The 19,008-nt window shown below is 70.2% G+C and carries 16 protein-coding genes; 12 read left to right on the forward strand and 4 right to left on the reverse strand.

Features of this window, described 5'->3' with window-relative positions; all coding sequences use genetic code 11:
• Positions 1–11 precede the first annotated feature (11 nt).
• Positions 12–1,166 (forward strand): glycosyltransferase family 4 protein, encoded by a 1,155-nt coding sequence (locus tag MWN33_RS01655; protein ID WP_247198328.1) that lies wholly within the window; start codon positions 12–14, stop codon positions 1,164–1,166.
• A gap of 18 nt (positions 1,167–1,184) precedes the next feature.
• Here the strand turns inward: MWN33_RS01655 and atzF are convergent, their stop codons facing one another.
• A complete protein-coding gene (gene atzF / locus MWN33_RS01660) occupies positions 1,185–2,942 on the reverse strand; it encodes an allophanate hydrolase (protein WP_247198329.1) in 1,758 nt (585 codons plus the stop codon).
• Between the two features lie 135 nt (positions 2,943–3,077).
• Between atzF and MWN33_RS01665 the strand changes: the two genes are divergently transcribed.
• Positions 3,078–3,989, forward strand: coding sequence for a LysR family transcriptional regulator (locus tag MWN33_RS01665; RefSeq protein ID WP_247198330.1), 912 nt, complete (start codon positions 3,078–3,080; stop codon positions 3,987–3,989).
• 2 nt (positions 3,990–3,991) lie between these two features.
• Here MWN33_RS01665 and MWN33_RS01670 read toward each other — a convergent pair whose 3' ends face one another.
• Positions 3,992–4,978: a GlxA family transcriptional regulator gene (locus MWN33_RS01670; RefSeq protein WP_247198331.1), complete on the reverse strand. Its 987-nt coding sequence runs from the start codon at positions 4,976–4,978 to the stop codon at positions 3,992–3,994.
• 108 nt (positions 4,979–5,086) lie between these two features.
• On the opposite strand from MWN33_RS01670, the gene MWN33_RS01675 reads away from it, so the two are divergent.
• The gene (locus tag MWN33_RS01675; protein ID WP_247198332.1) at positions 5,087–5,884 is read left to right on the forward strand and encodes an SDR family NAD(P)-dependent oxidoreductase; all 798 of its coding nucleotides are present in this window, start codon (positions 5,087–5,089) and stop codon (positions 5,882–5,884) included.
• A 48-nt stretch (positions 5,885–5,932) separates the two neighbouring features.
• On the opposite strand, the gene MWN33_RS01680 is transcribed toward MWN33_RS01675, so the two are convergent.
• Positions 5,933–6,448, reverse strand: coding sequence for a flavin reductase family protein (locus MWN33_RS01680; RefSeq protein WP_247198333.1), 516 nt, complete (start codon positions 6,446–6,448; stop codon positions 5,933–5,935).
• A gap of 364 nt (positions 6,449–6,812) precedes the next feature.
• On the opposite strand from MWN33_RS01680, the gene MWN33_RS01685 reads away from it, so the two are divergent.
• Positions 6,813–8,300, forward strand: coding sequence for an aldehyde dehydrogenase family protein (locus tag MWN33_RS01685; RefSeq protein WP_247198334.1), 1,488 nt, complete (start codon positions 6,813–6,815; stop codon positions 8,298–8,300).
• A gap of 75 nt (positions 8,301–8,375) precedes the next feature.
• Here MWN33_RS01685 and MWN33_RS01690 read toward each other — a convergent pair whose 3' ends face one another.
• Complete coding sequence (locus tag MWN33_RS01690) at positions 8,376–9,554, reverse strand: MFS transporter (protein WP_247198335.1); 1,179 nt, start codon at positions 9,552–9,554, stop codon at positions 8,376–8,378.
• 328 nt (positions 9,555–9,882) lie between these two features.
• Here MWN33_RS01690 and MWN33_RS01695 point away from each other — a divergent pair, with 328 nt between their 5' ends.
• The 8 genes from MWN33_RS01695 to MWN33_RS01730 all read left to right on the forward strand — a co-directional run bounded on the left by MWN33_RS01695 (position 9,883) and on the right by MWN33_RS01730 (position 19,005).
• Positions 9,883–11,490, forward strand: a complete 1,608-nt coding sequence (locus MWN33_RS01695; protein ID WP_247198336.1) for a GMC family oxidoreductase — start codon at positions 9,883–9,885, stop codon at positions 11,488–11,490.
• A 205-nt stretch (positions 11,491–11,695) separates the two neighbouring features.
• Positions 11,696–12,868 carry an ABC transporter substrate-binding protein gene (locus MWN33_RS01700; RefSeq protein WP_247198337.1) on the forward strand — a complete coding sequence of 391 codons (1,173 nt, stop codon included), beginning with the start codon at positions 11,696–11,698 and terminating at the stop codon, positions 12,866–12,868.
• A 34-nt stretch (positions 12,869–12,902) separates the two neighbouring features.
• Positions 12,903–13,775: an ABC transporter permease gene (locus MWN33_RS01705; protein ID WP_247198338.1), complete on the forward strand. Its 873-nt coding sequence runs from the start codon at positions 12,903–12,905 to the stop codon at positions 13,773–13,775.
• 31 nt (positions 13,776–13,806) lie between these two features.
• Complete coding sequence (locus tag MWN33_RS01710) at positions 13,807–14,601, forward strand: ABC transporter permease (RefSeq protein WP_247198339.1); 795 nt, start codon at positions 13,807–13,809, stop codon at positions 14,599–14,601.
• Entirely contained in the window at positions 14,598–15,692 is a 1,095-nt protein-coding gene (locus MWN33_RS01715; protein WP_247198340.1) for an ABC transporter ATP-binding protein, read from the forward strand. Before MWN33_RS01710 ends, MWN33_RS01715 begins: the two co-directional genes overlap by 4 nt.
• Positions 15,693–15,961: 269 nt before the next feature.
• Entirely contained in the window at positions 15,962–17,068 is a 1,107-nt protein-coding gene (locus tag MWN33_RS01720; RefSeq protein WP_247198341.1) for an LLM class flavin-dependent oxidoreductase, read from the forward strand.
• 80 nt (positions 17,069–17,148) lie between these two features.
• Positions 17,149–17,511: a RidA family protein gene (locus MWN33_RS01725; protein ID WP_247198342.1), complete on the forward strand. Its 363-nt coding sequence runs from the start codon at positions 17,149–17,151 to the stop codon at positions 17,509–17,511.
• Between the two features lie 51 nt (positions 17,512–17,562).
• Complete coding sequence (locus MWN33_RS01730) at positions 17,563–19,005, forward strand: NAD(P)/FAD-dependent oxidoreductase (protein WP_247198343.1); 1,443 nt, start codon at positions 17,563–17,565, stop codon at positions 19,003–19,005.
• Positions 19,006–19,008: the final 3 nt, after the last annotated feature.

Genomic DNA, 19,008 nt, shown 5'->3' on the forward strand with positions numbered 1-19,008 from the left:
CGATGCGCAGGATGAGGCGACGCCTCGCCCGGCTGCTGTGCCGGCGCGCGAACTGCCCGCCGGGGCAGGTCGTGCCGTGCTGGCTCTACCGCCCGCGCCGGCCGGCCGGCCTCGACGTCGTCGGCTATCTGCGCTCCGAGATCGGGCTCGGTGAGGCCGCGAGGCTGATCGTCGGCGCACTCGACGCTGTGGCCATGCCCACGAGCCTCATCGACATCCCGCTGCCCGGCCGCGATTCGGAGCACGCGCTCGACGCCCGCATCGGCGCGCCGGAACGGCACGCGGCGGCGCTGTCGATCTCGGGCCTCAGCGAGATGCCCTCCTTCGCGGCGCGGCTGTGCCGGGCGCAGGCGAACATCCTCTACCCGTTCTGGGAATTGCCGACCTTTCCGCCGGAGTGGCTGCCGGCCTTTTCGCGTTTCGACGCGCTGTGGGCACCCTCGCGCTTCGTACGCGATGCGCTCGCCGCCGGCCAGCCGCGCCCCGTCGCGCTCGTGCCGCAGCCCGTGGCGCTGCCCGACGAGCCGCCGCCGCCAGCCGCTTTCAAGGGGCCGCTGCGTATATTGACCTTCTTCGACTACGAATCGGCAATGGTGCGCAAGAACCCGCAGGCCGCCATCGCCGCGTTCCGCCTCGCCTTTCCCGCCGGAACCGAGGATGTGCGGCTGATCGTCAAGACACGCGGCGCCTCCGAGCCGCAGCCGCGCGCCGAGCTGGCGGCGCTGGCGGCGCGCGATCCCCGCGTCGAGATCATCGACGGCACCATCGCGCGCGCGGCGATGGACGCGCTGCTCCACAGCTGCGACGTGTTTCTCTCGCTGCACCGCTCGGAAGGCTTCGGCCTCGGCGCGGCGGAGGCACTGGCGCGGGGCAAGGCGGTGGTGACGACCGATTTCGGCGGCACCTGCGATTTCATCACGCCGCAGACCGGCTATCCCGTGCAGTTCCGCACCATTCCCGTGCCGCCGGAGGCCTATTTCAGCACGCAGGGCAGCCACTGGGCCGACCCGTTCCCCGAGCATGCCGCGCAGACGCTGCGGGCCATCCACGACGACCCCGCCGCCGCCGCCGCCAAGGCGCGGGCCGGCTACGCGCTGCTGCGCGAGAACCACTCCTTCGCGGCGGTCGGCGCGCGCATCGACGCGCTGCTGAAAACGCTCGGCTGAGACCCCGCCCGGTTCCGTTCAGACGGCGGCTGCCAGCGCCGCCCGCCAGCCGCCCTCGCCGGTGATGTCGCGCGCGCCGACCAAGGCATGCGGCTCGCACAGGAAGCCCTTCACCATGCTGCCATCCTCCAGCGTCACCGTGCCGATGGCGAGCGGGGCGGGCACCCCGGCCATGAAATCGCCGAAGGCGGCACGCGGCAGCGCCCACACCTCCACCGCGATGGCGGCGCCCCCCTCATGCGCCCGCACCAGCCCCGGCCGCGCCGGCGGCCCGCCGGGCAGCGCGTAAAGACGGTAGCAGGGCGCCGTGCGGACGCTCGCCAGAAACCGCCCGCCGCGCGCGGAAAGCTCGTGATTGAGGGGCAGGCCGGACATGTGGGCGCCGCAGACGGCGAGGGCGATCTCGTCCGGCCCCGGCCCCTCGCTTTCCTCCCGTTCCGCCGTGCCACCCCTCTCTATGGCGCGTGCGAGGGCGGCGGCGCGGGCATCCTCGCCCGCGCGGGCCAGCACGGTGAGGCTGCCGGGACGCCCGTCGCCGCGCGGGCCGGTCGGCACGGCGATGCCGCACAGGTCGAGCAGGTTGACGAAATTGGTGTAGGTGCCGAGCCGGGCGTTCGGGCCGATGGGATCTGCGGCGATCTCCGCCAGCGTGACGAAGCAGGGCATGGTCGGCACGCAGACGAGCGAGGCCGCGCCCAGCACCCCCGCACACCGGCGCCGCAGTTCCTGCAGCCGGTAGAGGCCGCGAAAGGCGTCGACCGCGCTCTTCTTCACGCCGCCGGCAAGGATGGCGCGGGTGACGGGATGCAGCGTCTCCGGCGCGTCGAAGAACCGCTCGCCCACGGCGGCGAGGCGCTCGGCCACCCACGGGCCGGCATAGAGCATGTCGGCCACGGCATAGAAGGGCGCGAAGTCGACGCGGCGGACCTGCCCGCCGAGCGCCGCGACGCGCTCCAGCGTCTCCTCGAAATACGCCGCCTGCGCGGTGTCGCCGAAGGTGCGCAGGCTCGCCGCGTCGGGAGCGACGACCTCGAAGGCCGGCGGCAGCGGCGAGAGGCGCCGGCGCGGCAGCGGGCGCGACCACGGGTCGGCCGGATCGTAGCCGGCGGTGAGTTCGAACAGCTCCCACGCCTCCGCGACGCTGGGGGCGAAGATCGAGATCGTGTCGAGGGTCCGGCAGGCCGGCACCATGCCCGTGGAGGACAGCGCGCCGAGCGTGGGCTTCAGCCCGACAATGTCGTTCAGTGCGGCGGGCACGCGGCCGGAGCCCGCCGTGTCGGTGCCGAGCGCGAAGGCGACAAGGCCGCGCGCCACCGCCACCGCCGAGCCGGAGGAGGAGCCGCCCGGCACCAGCGCCGGGTCTATGGCGTTGCGCGGCACCGGATAGGGCGTGCGCACGCCGACGAGGCCGGTGGCGAACTGGTCGAGATTGGTCTTGCCCAGACAGATCGCCCCCGCCGCGCGCAGCCGCGCCACCGCCCCGGCGTCGGCTTCCGCGACATGGATGAAGTCCGGGCAGGCCGCCGTCGTCGGCATCAGTGCGACGTCGATATTGTCCTTCACCGCATAGGGAATGCCCCAGAGCGGACGGCCGTCGGGAGTGCCGAGGGCGCGCGCCTCGCCGAGCGCGGCATGGCGGGCCTCGTAGAGGAAGATGCCGGGATCGGCGAGAGCGTCCAGCCGGCGGAACGCCTCCTCCACCACCGCCTCGGGGGTGATGCCGCGCGCATAGGCGGCGCGCAGGGACTCCAGCGTGAAGGCGAGGTCGGCGAGCATGGCGGGCCTTGCGGGTTAGAGCCGGGGAGCGGGCGTATGAGGCCTCCCATCCTGCCCTTGCCGCTGCGTTCGCGAAAACTGCTATGATTTCACCGATGCGGTGCAGGAAATGCACCGGGCAACCGGGAGCCTCGCATGCGCCACCTCTACTCGCTGCGGCTGATCGAGGCGGTGGCCCGCGCCGGCTCCATGCGCCGGGCGGCGGAAGACGCCAACATCACCGCCTCGGCGCTGAACCGCCGCATCCGCCGCTTCGAGGCCGAGTTCGGCGCCGAACTGTTCGAACGCCTGCCCGGCGGCGTGAGGCTCAACCCGGCCGGCGAGCTGCTGCTGCAGCACTACCGCGCAACCCAATCGGACCTTGCCCGCGTGCAGGGGCAGGTGGCGGACCTCTCAGGCGAGCGGCGCGGCCATGTCTCGCTCGCCTGCTCGCAGGCGCTGCTGCCCTATTTCCTGCCCGAGCAGATCGCCGCCTACCGCGCCGACCATCCCGGCGTGACTTTTTCCGTCAAGGTGCGCGACCGCGCCGAGGCGGAGGCCGAGCTCGCCTCCTATGCAAGCGACCTCGCCCTCGTCTTCGAGCCGATCTATCTCGTCGACTTCGAGGTGATCGAGACCGTGCCGCAGCCGGTGCACGCCATCATGGCGGCCGACCATCCGCTGGCGGCCAAGGTCGAGCTCCGGCTGCGCGACTGCCTGGACGGGCCGCATGTGGCGCCGGCGGCGCGCTATGGCGTGCGGCATCTGCTCGACTTCGCCGCCCGCCGGGGCGCCCGAAGGGTGGCCCCCATCGTCGAGACGGAGAGCTTCGAGCTGATCCGCCACTACGTGCTGCACGAGCGGGCGGTGGGCTTCCAGATCCCCATCGGGCTGCGCGACACGCGCGACGGCACGCTGGTGTTCCGCCCCATCGCCGAGCGCGACGTCCCGGTGGGCAACCTCTTCCTCGGCCAGATGCGCGGGCGCGCGCTGCCGGTCGCCTCGGCGCGCTTCGCCCGCCGCCTTGCCGCCGCGCTGAAGGCGCTGCCGGAACCACCGGCCGGCTAGCCTCAGGCGTCCTCCATCTCCTCGCCGGCAGGGACGGGCGGCTCGCCCCTTTGCCCGCGCGCCTGCCGGCGGATCACCTGCGGCGGCTGGCCGAAGGCGCGCAGGAAGGCGCGGCGCATGCGGTCGCGGTCGGCGAAGCCGGTCTGGCGCGCCACCGTGTCGATCGGGTGGGAGGTGTCCTCCATCAGGGTGCGCGCCGCCTCCAGCCGCAGATTTTCCACCGCCTTGGCCGGCGACTGGCCGGTCTCGGCGTGGAAGGCGCGGCTGAACTGGCGCGGCGAGAGATGGGCGACCTCGGCGAGGTCCTCGACGGCGAGCCGGCTCGACAGGTTCCGCCGCGCGAAGGTGAGCACCTTCTGGATGCGGTCGGAGCTGGGCTCCAGCTCCAGCAGCGAGGAGAACTGCGACTGCCCGCCGGCGCGGCGATGATAGAGCACCAGCTTGCGGGCGATGCTGCGCGCCACTTCCGTGCCGAGGTCCTCCTCGATCAGCGCGAGGGCAAGGTCGATGCCCGCGCTCATGCCGGCGGAAGTCCACACCGGGCCGTCGGCGATGAAGATGCGGTCCTCCTCCACCTTCACGGCGGGATAGCGCTGCTGGAGCTCGCGCGCGCGCATCCAGTGCGTCGTGGCGCGCCGCCCGTCGAGCAGGCCGGCGGCGGCCAGCGTGAAGGCGCCGAGGCAGGGCCCGGCGAGGCGACGCGTCTGCCCCGCGAGGCGGCGCACGAATTCGACCGTCGCAACCTCCGCCTCCTCCATGCTGGCGCCGACGACGAGGAGATCGAAGCGTCCCTCGCCGGGCGGCGCGGTCATCACCGAGAAGCCCTGCGAGGTGAGCACCGGCCCGCCCTGCCCGGACACGAAGTCGAGCGCGTAGGGCGCGGGCTCGCCGCGGTAGGCGGCCTGCGCATTGGCGATCTCGAAGGCGGTGCTGATGGCGAAGCCCATCGGCGAGTAGCCCGCGCTGATGATGAAACCGACGCGGCGCATGGCACGCTCCCGAATGTCCTTAATTGCCGTATATATGACATTCGAGACGCGCTTCGGCAAGCCTATGTTCCCTGCAACGCCCGCTGGCGGGCCAGATGGAGAACGACCATGAGCATTCACAAGGGCATCGCCCTCGTCACCGGCGCCTCGGGCGGCATCGGCGCCCTCTATGCCGAGCGGCTGGCCCGGCGCGGCCACGACCTCATACTGGTGGCGCGCAATGTCGAGCGCCTTCAGGCGGTCGCCCGGCGCATCACCGACGACACCGGCCGGTCGGTCAATGTGATCGGCGCGGATCTCGGCAAGGCCGAGGATCTGGCCGGCATCGAGGCGCTGCTGCGCGAGAATGCCGGCATCGAAGTGCTGGTCAACAATGCCGGCTTCGGCTCGGCCGCCCCGCTGCTCGACGCCGACGTCGCGCGCATGCAGGAGATGATCGACCTCAACGTGACGGCGCTGACACGCCTCACCTATGCCGCCGTGCCCGGCTTCGTGGCGCGCGGCCATGGCGCGGTGATCAACATCTCTTCCATCGTGGCGATCGCCCCGGAACTGCTGAACGGCGTCTACGGTGCCAGCAAGGCCTATGTGCTGACGCTCACCCTCTCGCTCCAGCACGAGCTGGCGGGCAAGGGCGTGCGCGTGCAGGCCGTTCTGCCCGGCGCCACCGCCACCGAGTTCTGGGACGTCGCGGGCATTGGCGGCCATGGCAACCTGCCGCAGGACTGGGTGATGAGCGCGGCCGATCTCGTCGACGCGGCGCTGGCCGGCTTCGACGCCGGCGAGGTCGTCACCATCCCGCCGCTGCAGGACGGCGGCGAATGGGACGCCTATGAGGCGGCGCGCCGGGCGATGTCCGGCCATCTCAGCGTCGCCACCCCGGCGCCGCGCTACAAGGCGGCCTGACCCGTCTTCGATGAGGGGCGGATGCACGGGCACCCGCCCCGCCGGGATTTACGGCGCGCAGCCCTGCAGCGCCCGCGCCCGCGAGCCCAGCGTGTCGAACTGGCCGCCGGCATAGATCAGCGGGTGAAGCGGGCCCTCCGGCAGATGGATGGCCACCACCCGGCCGAGGAAGATGGTGTGGCTGTGCACGCTCACCTTCTCCGCCAGCTCGCAGTCGAAACTCGCCAGCGCCCCGACGAGGGCCGGCGCGCCGGTCGTGAGCGCGCGCCACTCATGGGTGCTGAAGCGCGCATGGCGCAGCGCCGAGGACGAGAACGCCTTGGCCAGCTCCACCTCCGGTTCGCCCAGCAGGTTGACGCAGAACGAGCCGGAACGGTCGATGACGTCGTGGCACGACACGCTGCGGTTCACGCAGACGAGCAGCGTCGGCGTCGGGTCGGCCGCGACCGACGTGACCGACGTGGCGACGAAGCCGTGCGGCTGGCCCTCGTCGAGGGTGGTGATCACGGACACGCCGGCCGCGAGGCGGCGCATGCCCTGTTTGAAATCGGCTGGATCGATCATGACGAACTCCACGTCGCGGCCCACCGGCCGCATTGGGGCCGTCCTGTGCGGTCGGCCCCGTGGCGGGTCCTTGCGCAAGTCGCGTGCCAGCGGCTCCGGCACGGGAAATCGCCCGTTTTCCGGCGCCGCGTCTCGCCGCCGGCTGCGACAATGTCGCTGATGTGAGACGCGCGGACCCGCTCGGCGGGCGCGCCGCGCGACCCCGGAGCCGCGCCGGAAGACGCCGCCGCGCGCGCGAATCCAGCGCCCATGCGGGCTCCCGCCCGCCCCGCTTCCCCGGGCCCACGCGGGCATGCTTCGCGCGGGCTGGTGGCATGGCTCTTGCGGTCTGTTCCCATCCCTTTCGTTTTCCGAAAGTACGGTCATGACCATCAACGTGAATCCCGTCGCCGACATCATCACGCCGCTTCCCAAGCAGCTGCTGATCGACGGCAAGTTCGTCCCCTCGCTCTCCGGCAAGACCTTCAAGACCTTCAACCCGGCCACCGGCCAGGTGCTGGCCGAGGTGTCCGAGGGCGACGCCGCCGACATCGACCTCGCGGTGGCCGCGGCGCAGCGCGCCTTCAACGGCCCGTGGAGCCGCTTCACCCCGTTCCAGCGCCAGGCGCTGCTGCTGCGCTTCGCCGATCTCGTCGAGAAGCACTTCGAGACGCTCGCCCATATCGACGTGCTCGACATGGGCGCGCCGATCACCTCCATGTATGCCCGCCGTCAGCGCGCGCTCGGCCTGCCGCGCTTCTATGCCGGCATGTGCACGGTCATCGCCGGCGGCACGCTGCCCAACTCCATGCCCGGAGAGGTGTTCACCTACACGCTGAAGGAGCCGGTCGGCGTGGTCGGCGCCATCACGCCGTGGAACGCCCCGCTCACCTCGACCATCTGGAAGATCGCCCCGGTGCTGGCCACGGGCTGCACCATGGTGCTCAAGCCCGCCGAGGACGCGCCGCTCACCGCGCTGCGGCTCGGCGAACTGCTGCTGGAGGCGGGCGTGCCGGAAGGCGTCGTCAACATCGTGCCGGGCTTCGGCCACATCGCCGGCGACGCGCTGGCCCGCCACATGGACGTCGACAAGGTGGCCTTCACCGGCTCGGACGTCACCGGCCGCAAGGTCATCGAGGCCTCCAAGAGCAACATCAAGCGGGTGACGCTGGAGCTCGGCGGCAAGTCGCCGGACATCATCTTCGCCGACTGCGACATGGACGCCGCCGTCGCCGGCGCCGGCATGGGCGTGTTCGCCAATACCGGGCAGATCTGCTGCGCCGGCACGCGCCTGCTGATCCAGCGGCCGATCTACGAGGAATTCGTCTCGCGGGTCGCCGACTACGCGAAGTCGCTCAAGGTCGGCAACGGCCTCGACCCGGCGACGCAGATCGGCCCGGTGGTCAACGCCAAGCAGCTCGACCGCGTGTCGGGCTATATGGAGATCGGCCTCGGCGAGGGCGTCACCGCCGCCACCGGCGGCAAGCGCATCACCGAGGGCGCGCTGAAGGACGGCTATTTCTTCGAGCCGACCGTGCTTTCGGGCGTCACCAACGACATGCGCATCGCGCAGGAGGAGATCTTCGGCCCGGTCGCCGCCGCCATCCCCTTCGACACGCTGGAGGAAGCCGCCGCCATCGCCAACGACACGGTGTTCGGCCTCGGCGGCGGGGTGTGGACCTCGAACGTCACCACCGCCCATCGCATCGCCAAGGCGATCCGCGCCGGCACGGTGTGGATCAACAATTATGGCGGGCTCGACCCGGTGGTGCCGTTCGGCGGCTACAAGACCAGCGGCTACGGGCGCGAATCCGGCGTCGAGCATCTCGACGCCTATCTCGAAACCAAGTCGGTGGTGCTGAAGCTGGGCTGAGCGCCCGGCGCACCGCCGTGGGACCGAAAGGCCCGGCAGGCGCGACGCCCTGCCGGGCCTTTCCATATCGAGACGTCAGTGGCGGACGCCGCGCGGGATGACGAAGCGCACCGCCGCCGCGATCAGCAGCGCGCCGACGGTGAGCATGAGGAAGGCGGTGCGCATGCCGTGCGCATGGGCCACGAAACCGATGACGGGTGGGCCGAACAGGCCGCCGCCATAGGCGATGGTCACGGTCATGGCGATGCCGGCATTGGGCGGGATGCCGGGCATGCGTCCGCTCAGCGAGAAGAAGATCGGCACGAGATTGGCGATGCCGAAGCCGGCAATGGCGAAGCCCGGCAGCGCCGCCAGCGTGGTCGGCGCCCAGACGACGATGCCGACGCCCACGAAGGCGATGACGCCGGAGATCTGGATCGTGGCCACCGCGCCGAGGCCGCGCACGATGCGGTCGCCGAACAGCCGGCCGATGGTCATCGCCACCGAGAAGGAGGCGACGCCATAGGCGGCGAGCGCCGGCGCCGTGGCGGTCGTCTGCACGAGATAGAGCGCGCCCCAGTCGATCAGCGCCAGCTCGATGACGAAGGACAATACGGTCAGGATGCCGATGCCCAGCATGGTGAGGTTGGGAAGCTGGAAGATCGTCCCGCCCGTCACCTCGCGCACATGCGCCTCCGGCAGCCAGAGCCACGGCACGGCGGCGAAGGCGAGCAGGCAGAGCACGAGGCTGGCGAGGCCGAGCCCGGCGGAAACGCTCAGCCCCAGCCCGATCAGCGCCCCGCCCGACAGCGCGCCGACCACGTTGCCGAGGCTGAAGAAGGCGTGCGCCGAGGACATGATCGGCCGGCCGAGCTCGCGCTCCAGCGCGGAGACGTGCGAGTTCATGCACACGTCGAGGAAGCCGAAGCACAGGCCGATGAAGAAGCCGGAGGCCGCCAGTATCGGCATGGTGACGCCGAGCGCCGGGCCGAAGGCGGCGGCGGCGAAGGCGACGCCCGACAGCGCGCCGGACCGCAGCGGCCCGAGGCGCGGGCGGAGCACCCCGGCCAGCGGCATGCCGCACAGGCAGCCGAGCGAGACGCACAGCAGCACGAGGCCGACCTGCGCGTCGTCGAGCCCGGCGCGGGCCTTGAGGATCGGGATATAGGTGGCCCAGACCGTCAGGCCGGAGCCGCCGACGAAGAAGATCAGGCTCACGGCAATCCGCGACGCGGCGAGCGCACGCTGCTCCCGCGCGGCGACCAGTTCACTCATTCTGCTTCCCAACCGACTGCGCGGGCGGCGATGCCGCCCCTTCTTCCGCCCGCACCGGCACAATGCATGCCAGCCCGGCGCCGACGCGGCGAGCGGCATGCCTACACCATCGCCGGCGCCGGGGAAGCCTGCGGAAACCCATGGGCGGGAGTTTCGTCTCGCCACGCGTCGCAGAATCTCAACCCGCGACGTGAGATCGGCCGGGGAATCGCGGAACGGCGCGGGCCCACCGGCACGGACCGGAACTTGCTACGGGCCGCCGCACCCGCTCCCCGGTCCCGTTGACGGGCGAGCGCGGACCTGACGGCGGTGCGTGGCGGAGAAGAAGATGCGTGAGCGCGGCTATGACTATGTGATCGTCGGCGGCGGCTCGGCCGGCTGCGTGCTCGCCGCAAGGCTGTCGGAGGACCCCGCCGTCTCGGTGCTGCTGCTGGAGGAGGGTCCCCGCGATCTCTCGCCCTACATCCACATCCCCGCCATGGTCTACAAGACCGCGACCGGCGCGCTGCTCCAGCGCGTGCCGTGGGAGCCGGCGAACGGCGCCTCGGGCGGCGTGGCGGCGCCGCACATGGTGCAGGCGCGCGTGCTCGGCGGCGGCTCCTCGGTCAACGGCATGGTCTATGTGCGCGGCATACCGGGCGATTTCGACGCCTGGGCGGCGCAGGGGGCGGAAGGCTGGGACTATGCCGGCGTGCTGCCCTACTTCAGGCGGGCGGAGAGCAATGACAGCTTCGGCGGCGCCGCCCACGGCACGGAAGGTCCGCTCTGGGTGTCGAGCCAGCCGGCGCCGCACCCGTTGACCAAGGCGTGGCTGAAGGCCTGCCAGGAATTCGGCATCCCGCCGGTGGTCGACTTCAATGGCGGCGTGCAGACCGGCTGCGGCGTCTACCAGATCACCGCCCGCAACGGCCGGCGCGCCTCCACCGCCGTCACCTATCTCAGGCCCGCGCGCCGACGGGCGAACCTCACCGTCCGCACCGGCTGCCGGGCGAGCCGCGTGCGGATCGAGAAGGGGCACGCCGCCGGGGTGGACTATGCGCGCGGCGCCCGGCGGGAGAGCGTGCGAGCGCGCGAGGTGATCCTCTGCGCCGGCGCCATCCAGTCGCCGCGCCTGCTGCTGCAATCGGGCATCGGCCCGGCCGATCATCTGCGCCGGGTGGGTGTCGAGGTGGCGCACGACCTGCCCGGCGTCGGGCGTGGTCTGCAGGACCATATGGACGTCTATCTCGTGCACGAACTCGCCGGCACGGAGAGCTACGACGTCTATCGCCGATTCCACCGCAAGATCGGCGCCGGGCTGCACTGGCTGCTGTTCCGGCGCGGGCCGCTGTGCTCGAACCTGATCGAGGGCGGCGCCTTCTGGTGGGGCGACCGGGAGCTGGCCGACCCGAACCTGCAGTTCCACTTCCTGCCCGGCACCGGCATCGAGGAGGGCGTGCAGCCGGCCGCCAGCGGCTGCGGCTCGACGCTGAACATCTGCCTGACGCGCCCGCGCTCGCGCGGCGTGGTGGAGCTGACGTCGAGCGACCCCTTCGCGCCGCTGCGGGTGGCGCCGAACTATTTCGGCGACCCCTACGACCTCGACTGCATGGCGGAAGGCATTCGGCTCGGTCAGGAGATCATGGCGCAGCCCTCCATCGCCCGCTTCGTCGCCCGCGAGCAGCTTCCCGGCGCGCCGCTGCGCACGGCCGAGGAGCGCCGCGCCTATGTGCTCTCCCGCGCGCAGGGCGCGCTGCACCCGGTCGGCACCTGCCGTGTCGGGGCGGACGCGATGGCGGTGGTCGATCCCGCCCTGCGGGTGCGCGGCATCGAGGGGCTGCGCGTGGCCGACGCCTCGATCATGCCCTCCACCCCCTCGGGCAACACCAATGCGGCCACCATCATGGTGGCGGAGAAGGCGGCCGACCTGATCCGCGGCCGGCAGCCGGCGGGCTGATGCGCGGCCGCCCGCGTTTCACGTCTGTCCGTCGCGCCGTGAGACTCCCCTGCGACAGCAATCTCAGCGGCGGCGGGGGGTAATATGCTAAGGCATTGATCCTGATATGAAATATATCGATGAGCGGCGCTGGCATGCCTCTTGCTGACCCATCACCCGAAAGTCGCGGCCCGAAATCACGCAGGCTCACAGCAAGGGGAACAGCATGGTCGACAAGCCTATCGCGCGCCCGTTCGGGAGTGCCAATATCCTTCGCAACGACATCCTGTCCCGCCGCGACTTCCTCGGAACGTCGCTGGCGCTCGGCGCGGGCGTCGCGGCCGGCGCCACGCTGGGCGCCTGGCCGGGACCGGCGGCGGCCGCCGGCGGCGACCTCAAGATCATGGCCTGGGAAGGCTTCACCCTCGACAACGAGCTCAAGGGCTGGCGCGAGAAGAACGGCGTGCAGGTGGACGCCGCCATCATCAGCACGCAGGACGACGTCCACGCCAAGCTGATCGGCTCCAACCCGGTGCGCCTCGACCTCGCCGAGTACTCGCAGGGCTTCGAGAAGTTCTATGTCGACGAGCTGAAGATCGTGAAGCCGGTCGACATTGCCAAGGTGCCGAACTTCACGCCCGCGAACATCTATCCCGAATTCTACGAGGCGCCGACCTGGTACTGGAACGGCACCCATTTCGCCGTGCCGTGGATCTGGGGCCTCAACGCCCTCGTCTACAACCCCGCGATGACCAAGCCGATCACCTCCTACAAGGACCTGCTGGCGCCGGAGCTGAAGGGCAAGCTGACCTTCTGCGACGACACCATCGCTACCTGGCCGATGATCGCCCGCCTCGCCGGCTTCGGGCCGAAATTCCCGAACCTGACCAAGGAAGAGTTCAAGACCGCCTTCGAGGGCCTCGGCCCCTATCGCGACCAGTGCCGCGTCTTCGGCTCGTCGAACGGCGACGTCATCTCGCTCTTCGCCTCCGGCGAGATCGCCGCCTGCTTCTCCGTGTGGAGCGGCACGCCGGTGGAGACCGCCAAGCGCGGCGTGAAGACGGTCTACACCGTCCCCGCCGAAGGCGCGGTGATGTGGTGCGACGCCTGGTTCATCCCGATCAGCGTTGGCAACCTCGACGCCGCCTACGGCTTCATGAACGAGGCGGTCGCCGCCAAGCCGCAGGCCGAGGTGGCAAAGGCGGTCAATGGCGGCGCCGTCAACAAGCACGCGCCGGCCCTGATGGATGCCGACACCAAGGCGCTGTTCGATTACAGCAACCTGCCGCAGGTCTTCGCCAAGTCGCCTCTGCAGGGCCAGCCGCCGCGCGTCTCGGACACCTACGCCACCTATGACGAGTGGACCCAGGCCTGGACCGACTTCAAGTCCTCGTTCTGACCCGCGCCGGCGCCTTTCGGAGATTGTGTTGGGAATGATGAAGATCAGCCGTCAAGAACGGATGGGGCTCGGCCTTGTGGCCCCGTCCTTCTTCTTCCTCCTCGTCTTCTTCATCATTCCCGCCATCCTTCTCTTCGTGTGCAGCTTCTGGATGGCGCAGGCGTTCCGGCTGATCCCGGCCTTCACCTTCGACAATTACGCCCGCGCGCTGTCCAACACGGGCTTCTATTTCCTGACGTGGAACGCGCTGAAGAACGGGCTGTGCACGGCGGTGCTCACCGTCGTGCTCAGCTTTCCCGCAGCCTATTTCATCGTCTACCGCACGCGCGGGAACCTGCTGTTCTACCTGATCCTGGTCTCGTGGTTCTCCAGCTACCTCGTGCGCATCTATGCCTGGCGGGTGATCCTCGGCTCCAACGGGCTGATCAACACCACGCTGATGCAGCTCGGGCTCATCGACCAGCCGCTCGAAATGCTGCTGTTCAGCCCCTTCGCGACCATCGTGACGCTGACCCACATCATGCTGCCCTTCGGCCTGCTGCTGCTGGTCTCGGCGCTGCGCGACGTGAAGAAGGAATATGTCGAGGCGGCGCGCGATCTCGGCGCCAGCCAGACCGAGGTGCTGACCCGGGTGATCCTGCCCATGTGCTACAAGGGCGTGGTCGGTGCCTTCATGTTCACCTTCGTGATCTCGGCGGGCGATTTCGTCACCCCCCAGTTGCTGGGCGGGCGCGACGGCATGACGACGGGCATTCTCATCGCCAACCAGTTCAGGACCGCCGGCAACTGGCCGTTCGGCGCCGCCATGGCCTTCCTGCTGCTGGCCGCCTTCCTCGTCGTCTATCTCGGCTTCGTGCGCCTGCTCGATCTTCTGCGGCTCGCCCCGGGCCGCCGGTTCCACGATTGAGACGCGCCGTCTCGCCGCGCACGGAGGTCTCATGCTGAGATTCTATGTCTGGCTCTATGTGGCGTTCCTCTACGCGCCCATCGCCATCATCACCCTGTTCAGCTTCCACTCCTCCGCCAGCCTCACCTTTCCCTTTGAGGGGGTGAGCCTGCGCTGGTACGCCAAGATCTTCTCCGACACGACCTTCCTGAACTCGCTGACCAACAGCCTGATCGTCGGGGCGAGCACGGCGGCCGTCACCACCGTGCTCGGCTCGCTGACCGCGCTCGGCCTCGCGCGGCTGAAGGGGCGCATCCAGACCGTGTTCGGCCTGCTCGCCTTCGGCCCGGTGGCGCTGCCGGGCCTGTTCCTCGGCATCGCGCTGGTCATGCTGTTCTCGCAGGTCGGGCTGCAGCGCTCGCTGGTCACGGTGACCATCGCGCATGTGCTGTTCACCCTGCCCTTCTTCATCGAGGCGGTGCGCTCGCGCATCGAATATTTCGACCTCTCGCTGGAAGAGGCCGCGCGCGATCTCGGTGCCACGCCCCTGCAGAGCTTCCGGCTGGTGACGCTGCCGATCATCGGCCCCACCATCGGCGGCGCGGCGATCCTCTCCTTCGCGCTCTCCTTCGACGAGTTCATCATCACCGTCTTCGTCAGCGGCAACGAGACCACCCTGCCGCTCACCATCTGGTCGATGATGCGCCGCGCCGTGAGCCCGGACATCAACGCCGCCTCCGTCATCTCCCTCGGCCTGTCGATCGGGCTGATCCTGATTGGCGGCCTGCTGGTCTGGTACCAGCGCCGCCTCGCCCTCAGCGCCCGCGCGAAGGACCTCGAAACATGAGCACCCCGAACATCGTCGAACTGTATGGAGTGACCAAGGCGTTCGGCGCGCTCACCGTCCTGCACGACATCGACCTCGGCATACGCGAGGGCGAGATCCTGACGCTGCTCGGCCCTTCCGGCTGCGGCAAGACCACGCTGATGCGCATCATCGCCGGCTTCGAGGCGACCACGCACGGGCGCGTCACCATCAAGGGCTCGGACGTCTCCTACCTGCCGCCGGACAAGCGGCCGGTGAACATGGTGTTCCAGCGCTACGCGTTGTTCCCCCATCTCGACGTGTTCGACAACGTGGCCTTCGGCCTGCGGCTGAAGAAATGGCCGAAGGAGCGGGTGCGCGAGGCGGTGCAGCACATGCTGCATCTCGTGCAGCTCGACGACTATGGCAGCCGCTGGATCCACGAGCTTTCCGGCGGGCAGGCGCAGCGCGTGGCGCTGGCGCGCGCGCTGGTCAACGCGCCTTCCGTGCTGCTGCTCGACGAGCCGCTGGCGGCGCTCGACCTGAAGATCCGCCACCACATGCTGGCCGAGCTCAAGCGCATCCACCAGGAGACCGGCACGACCTTCATCTACGTCACGCACGACCAGGACGAGGCGACCATCCTGTCCGACCGCATCGTGCTGATGAACAAGGGCTGCATCGAGCAGATCGGCACGCCGGAGGAGATGTACGCCCATCCCGGCTCGCTGTTCTGCGCCCGCTTTCTCGGCGAGACCAACATCCTCTCCGGCGCGGTGAGCGCCACCGATTCCGAGGCGACCTTCGTGAATGTCGGCCCCGGCACGGCCAAGGTGCCCGCCAACGGCACCGCCGTGCTGCTCGGCCAGTCGGTCTCGCTCGCCATCCGGCCGGAGGCGCTGCAGGTCGCCCGCATCGGCGCCGGGGAGGCCGCGCCCGAGGGGGTGAACGCGCTGGAGGGCGTGGTCGACGACGTCGTCTTCATGGGCAGCCGCGTCGTCTATTCGATCCGCACCCCCATCGAGACCATCAAGTACCAGGAAACCCGCTCGCTCGACGGCAGCATGCTGGCCAGAGGCGAGCGCGTGCGGGCGAGCTGGCGGCCGGAAGCGGCGGTGCTGCTCACGCGCTGAGTGCGCGCCGGGTCGCGACGGCCCGCGCGCTCGCGCGGTCTCACCGGCGCGAAAAATCTCACGCGCCGGACGTCTCAACGTCCCGGCGCCGGAAGCCTGACTATCCTGAAATATCGTTGATTCTAAAGATTTTTCGGCGCTGGCACGGCGATTGCGCAAACAGGAGGCGGCTTCACGAGCCGCAGGGCCGGCCAGCGGATCGGCCTTGGTGAAACAGCAGCGATACCGCCGTTCCCCTGATTCGGGCGGAACGCGCCAGGGAGAGACAGATGGACCTCGGCCTTTTTATGCAGCCGCTTCACAACCCGGAGCGGAGCATCACCGACATGCTGGAGGAGGATCGCCAGGCCGCCATCCTCGCCGACAAGCTGGGCTATGCCGAGGTCTGGGTCGGTGAGCATTACTCGTCCAGCATCGAACCCATCGTGAATCCGCTCCAGTTCTTCGCGACGCTGATCCACCAGACCGAGAAGATCAAGTTCGCCACCGGCGTTCTGGCGCTGCCGCAGCACCACCCCGCCAACGTCGCCGGCGACGTCGCGCAGTTCGACCATCTCAGCAAGGGCCGCTTCATAATGGGCATCGGCCCCGGTGGCCTCGCCAGCGATTTCGAGCTGTTCGACATCATGGACAAGAACCGCGCCGAGATGCTGGTCGATTCCATCGACCTCATTCACAAGATCTGGTCGTCGGACGCGCCCTACAACATCAAGGGCAAGTACTGGCACATCAAGATCGAGGACACGGTGATCCCGAAGCTCGGCTTCGGGCCGATGGCCAAGCCGTACCAGAAGCCGTTCCCCGAGGTCGCCATCTCGGCGATGACCCCCAATTCCGGCAGCGCCCGCCAGGCCGGCCTGCATGGCTGGGGCTTCGCCTCGGCGAACTTCATCCAGGAATGCTGGGTCAAGTCGCACTGGGAGCAGTACGCCATCGGCGCCGAGAAGGCCGGCCGCCGCCCCGACCGCAACAAGTGGCGCGTCGCCCGCTCGGTCTTCGTCGCCGAATCCGACGCCGCCGCGCAGGAGTATCTGGCGCGCGAGGGCAATTCCCACGCCTGGTACTACGACTTCGTGCTCGACGACATGCGCACCTACAACATCCTGCCCGTGCTGAAGCACGACCCCTCGGTCACGGACGACGAGGTCACGCTGAAATACTGCATGGACACGATGATCATCTCCGGCTCACCGAAGACCGTGCTCGACAGGCTCGTCGCCCTCGTCGACTACCTCGGCGGCCCGTTCGGCACGCTGCTGCAGACCTTCAAGGAATGGGACGACCCGGCGATCCAGCAGGGCTCCATGCGCCTGCTGGCGCAGGAGGTGATGCCCAAGCTCAACGCCTATTGCAGCACCAAGGTCGCCGCCGAGTGAGGCCCTGTCCCCGCGCAACGGCGCGCGGGGACATCTCCCCCTAGGCCGCCCGCGCGGCGGCAAGTGAACGCAGGACACACATGCCCTCCGACAGCTCCATCCAGCGCTACGAGTCCAACGGCCGTCTCACCCGCGTCGTCGTGCATGGCGGCGTCGCCTATCTCTCCGGCATCACCGCCAAGGAGAAGACGCCCGACGTCGCCGCCCAGACCGCCGACGTGCTGGCGCAGATCGACGCCCATCTCGCCAGGCTCGGCACCGACAAGAGCAAGCTGCTGCGCGTCAACATCTGGCTGCACGACATGGGCCATTTCGACGCCATGAACCGCGTCTGGGACGGCTGGGTCGACACCGACAACGCCCCGGCCCGCGCGACGGTGGAATCGCGCCTCGCCGGCCACGGCACCAACCTCGTGGAGATGATGGCCACCGCCGTCCTGTAAACCGAACCGCGGCGCCGCCCGTAAAAGGCAGGCGTCGTCGGGGAGCCCGCGATGACAGACGTTTCCGGCATCGGCGCCACCTCCTGGTGGCTGTCCGAGGCGCTCGCCAGCGAGGGGGAAGCCCGCCCAGCCCATCCCCTCGCTGGCGAGGTGCGCTCGCACATTGCCATTGTCGGCGGCGGCTTCACCGGACTGTGGACCGCGCTGTCGCTGCGCCGCCGCCGGCCCGACCTCACCGTCACCCTCATCGAGCGCGACATCTGCGGCGCCGGCGCCAGCGGCAAGAACGCCGGCAAGGTGCACGGCTACTGGACTTCGCTGCCGCGCCTCGCCCGCCTCCTCGGCCCGGATGCCGCCTGGGAGATGGCCCGGCTCGGCCAGCAGGCGCAGGCCGCGATCGCCGCCTTCGTCGCCCGGTGCGGGCGCGACGTCTGGTGGGCGGAGGGCGGCGGGCTCAAGGTCTCGGCCGCTCCGGCGCAGGACGCCGCCATCGACGCCGCCGCCCGCGCCATGATCGCGCTCGGCGCCGCCGACAAGGCGCAGCGCCTCTCGCGCGCCGAGGTCGCCTCCCTCTGCCGCTCGCCGGTCTTCCGCACCGGCATCCGCTATCCCGAGGAGGCGACGGTGCATCCTGCCCGCCTCGCCCGCGCCCTGCGCGAAGCGGCGATGGAGGCCGGCGTGCGCCTGCACGAACGCACGCCCATGCTGCGGCTCGCCGACGACGATGCCGGCGGCTGCCGCATCGCGACGCCCGAGGGCGCGCTCACCGCCCGCCACGTCGTGCTCGCCACCAATGTCGGGCAGATCGCCCTGAGCGGGACGAGCGGCGGCGCGATCGGCCGGCGCTTCATGGCCTTCTCCAGCTACGCGCTGATGAGCGAGCCGGCGCCCGAGCGCCTCGCCCGTATCGGCTGGACCTCGCCCACCAGCCTCGTCGACGCCCGCTCCTTCCTCCATTATGCCCGCCGCACGCCGGACGGGCGGGTGCTGATGGGCACGGGATCGGGGCCCATCGCCTATGGCGCGCGGGTCGAGACGCCGGCGATGACGCGCGATCCCGCCTCCTTCCGCCGCGCCGAGCGCGGGCTCGCCCGGCTGTTTCCCGTGCTGGCCGACACGCCGGTGGCGGGGCGCTGGGGCGGCGCCATCGACGTCTCCTCCGACCGCTTTCCCTATGCCAGCCTGCTGCCGGGCGGGCGCGTCGCCTATGCGCTCGGCTATTCCGGGCACGGCGTCAATCCGAGCTGGATCGTCGGCGAGTGCCTCGCCTCGCTGGTGCTGGGCGTGAAGGACGCGTTCACCCGCTCGCCCTTCTGCACCCGCACCCTGCCGGCGCTGCCGCCCGAGCCGGCGCGCTATCTCGGCGGCGCGGCGATCCGCAGCGCGATTCTTGCCTGCGAGGAGGCGGAGGAGAGAGGCGCGCGCGGCCCGGCCGCCGCCCGCGCGCTCGCCGCCCTGCCCGGCCTGCTCAATCTCACCATCGGAACGCGTTGACGG

Source organism: Ancylobacter koreensis (assembly GCF_023016525.1).
In the GTDB taxonomy this organism is placed as follows: domain Bacteria; phylum Pseudomonadota; class Alphaproteobacteria; order Rhizobiales; family Xanthobacteraceae; genus Ancylobacter; species Ancylobacter koreensis.

Bases quoted from the DNA above. Each gene is read 5' to 3' on its own strand.
- MWN33_RS01655 (WP_247198328.1), top strand. From the start codon at position 12: ATGAGGCGACGCCTCGCCCGGCTGCTGTGCCGGCGCGCGAACTGCCCG.
- atzF (WP_247198329.1), bottom strand. From the start codon at position 2,942: ATGCTCGCCGACCTCGCCTTCACGCTGGAGTCCCTGCGCGCCGCCTAT.
- MWN33_RS01665 (WP_247198330.1), top strand. From the start codon at position 3,078: ATGCGCCACCTCTACTCGCTGCGGCTGATCGAGGCGGTGGCCCGCGCC.
- MWN33_RS01670 (WP_247198331.1), bottom strand. From the start codon at position 4,978: ATGCGCCGCGTCGGTTTCATCATCAGCGCGGGCTACTCGCCGATGGGC.
- MWN33_RS01675 (WP_247198332.1), top strand. From the start codon at position 5,087: ATGAGCATTCACAAGGGCATCGCCCTCGTCACCGGCGCCTCGGGCGGC.
- MWN33_RS01680 (WP_247198333.1), bottom strand. From the start codon at position 6,448: ATGATCGATCCAGCCGATTTCAAACAGGGCATGCGCCGCCTCGCGGCC.
- MWN33_RS01685 (WP_247198334.1), top strand. From the start codon at position 6,813: ATGACCATCAACGTGAATCCCGTCGCCGACATCATCACGCCGCTTCCC.
- MWN33_RS01690 (WP_247198335.1), bottom strand. From the start codon at position 9,554: ATGAGTGAACTGGTCGCCGCGCGGGAGCAGCGTGCGCTCGCCGCGTCG.
- MWN33_RS01695 (WP_247198336.1), top strand. From the start codon at position 9,883: ATGCGTGAGCGCGGCTATGACTATGTGATCGTCGGCGGCGGCTCGGCC.
- MWN33_RS01700 (WP_247198337.1), top strand. From the start codon at position 11,696: ATGGTCGACAAGCCTATCGCGCGCCCGTTCGGGAGTGCCAATATCCTT.
- MWN33_RS01705 (WP_247198338.1), top strand. From the start codon at position 12,903: ATGATGAAGATCAGCCGTCAAGAACGGATGGGGCTCGGCCTTGTGGCC.
- MWN33_RS01710 (WP_247198339.1), top strand. From the start codon at position 13,807: ATGCTGAGATTCTATGTCTGGCTCTATGTGGCGTTCCTCTACGCGCCC.
- MWN33_RS01715 (WP_247198340.1), top strand. From the start codon at position 14,598: ATGAGCACCCCGAACATCGTCGAACTGTATGGAGTGACCAAGGCGTTC.
- MWN33_RS01720 (WP_247198341.1), top strand. From the start codon at position 15,962: ATGGACCTCGGCCTTTTTATGCAGCCGCTTCACAACCCGGAGCGGAGC.
- MWN33_RS01725 (WP_247198342.1), top strand. From the start codon at position 17,149: ATGCCCTCCGACAGCTCCATCCAGCGCTACGAGTCCAACGGCCGTCTC.
- MWN33_RS01730 (WP_247198343.1), top strand. From the start codon at position 17,563: ATGACAGACGTTTCCGGCATCGGCGCCACCTCCTGGTGGCTGTCCGAG.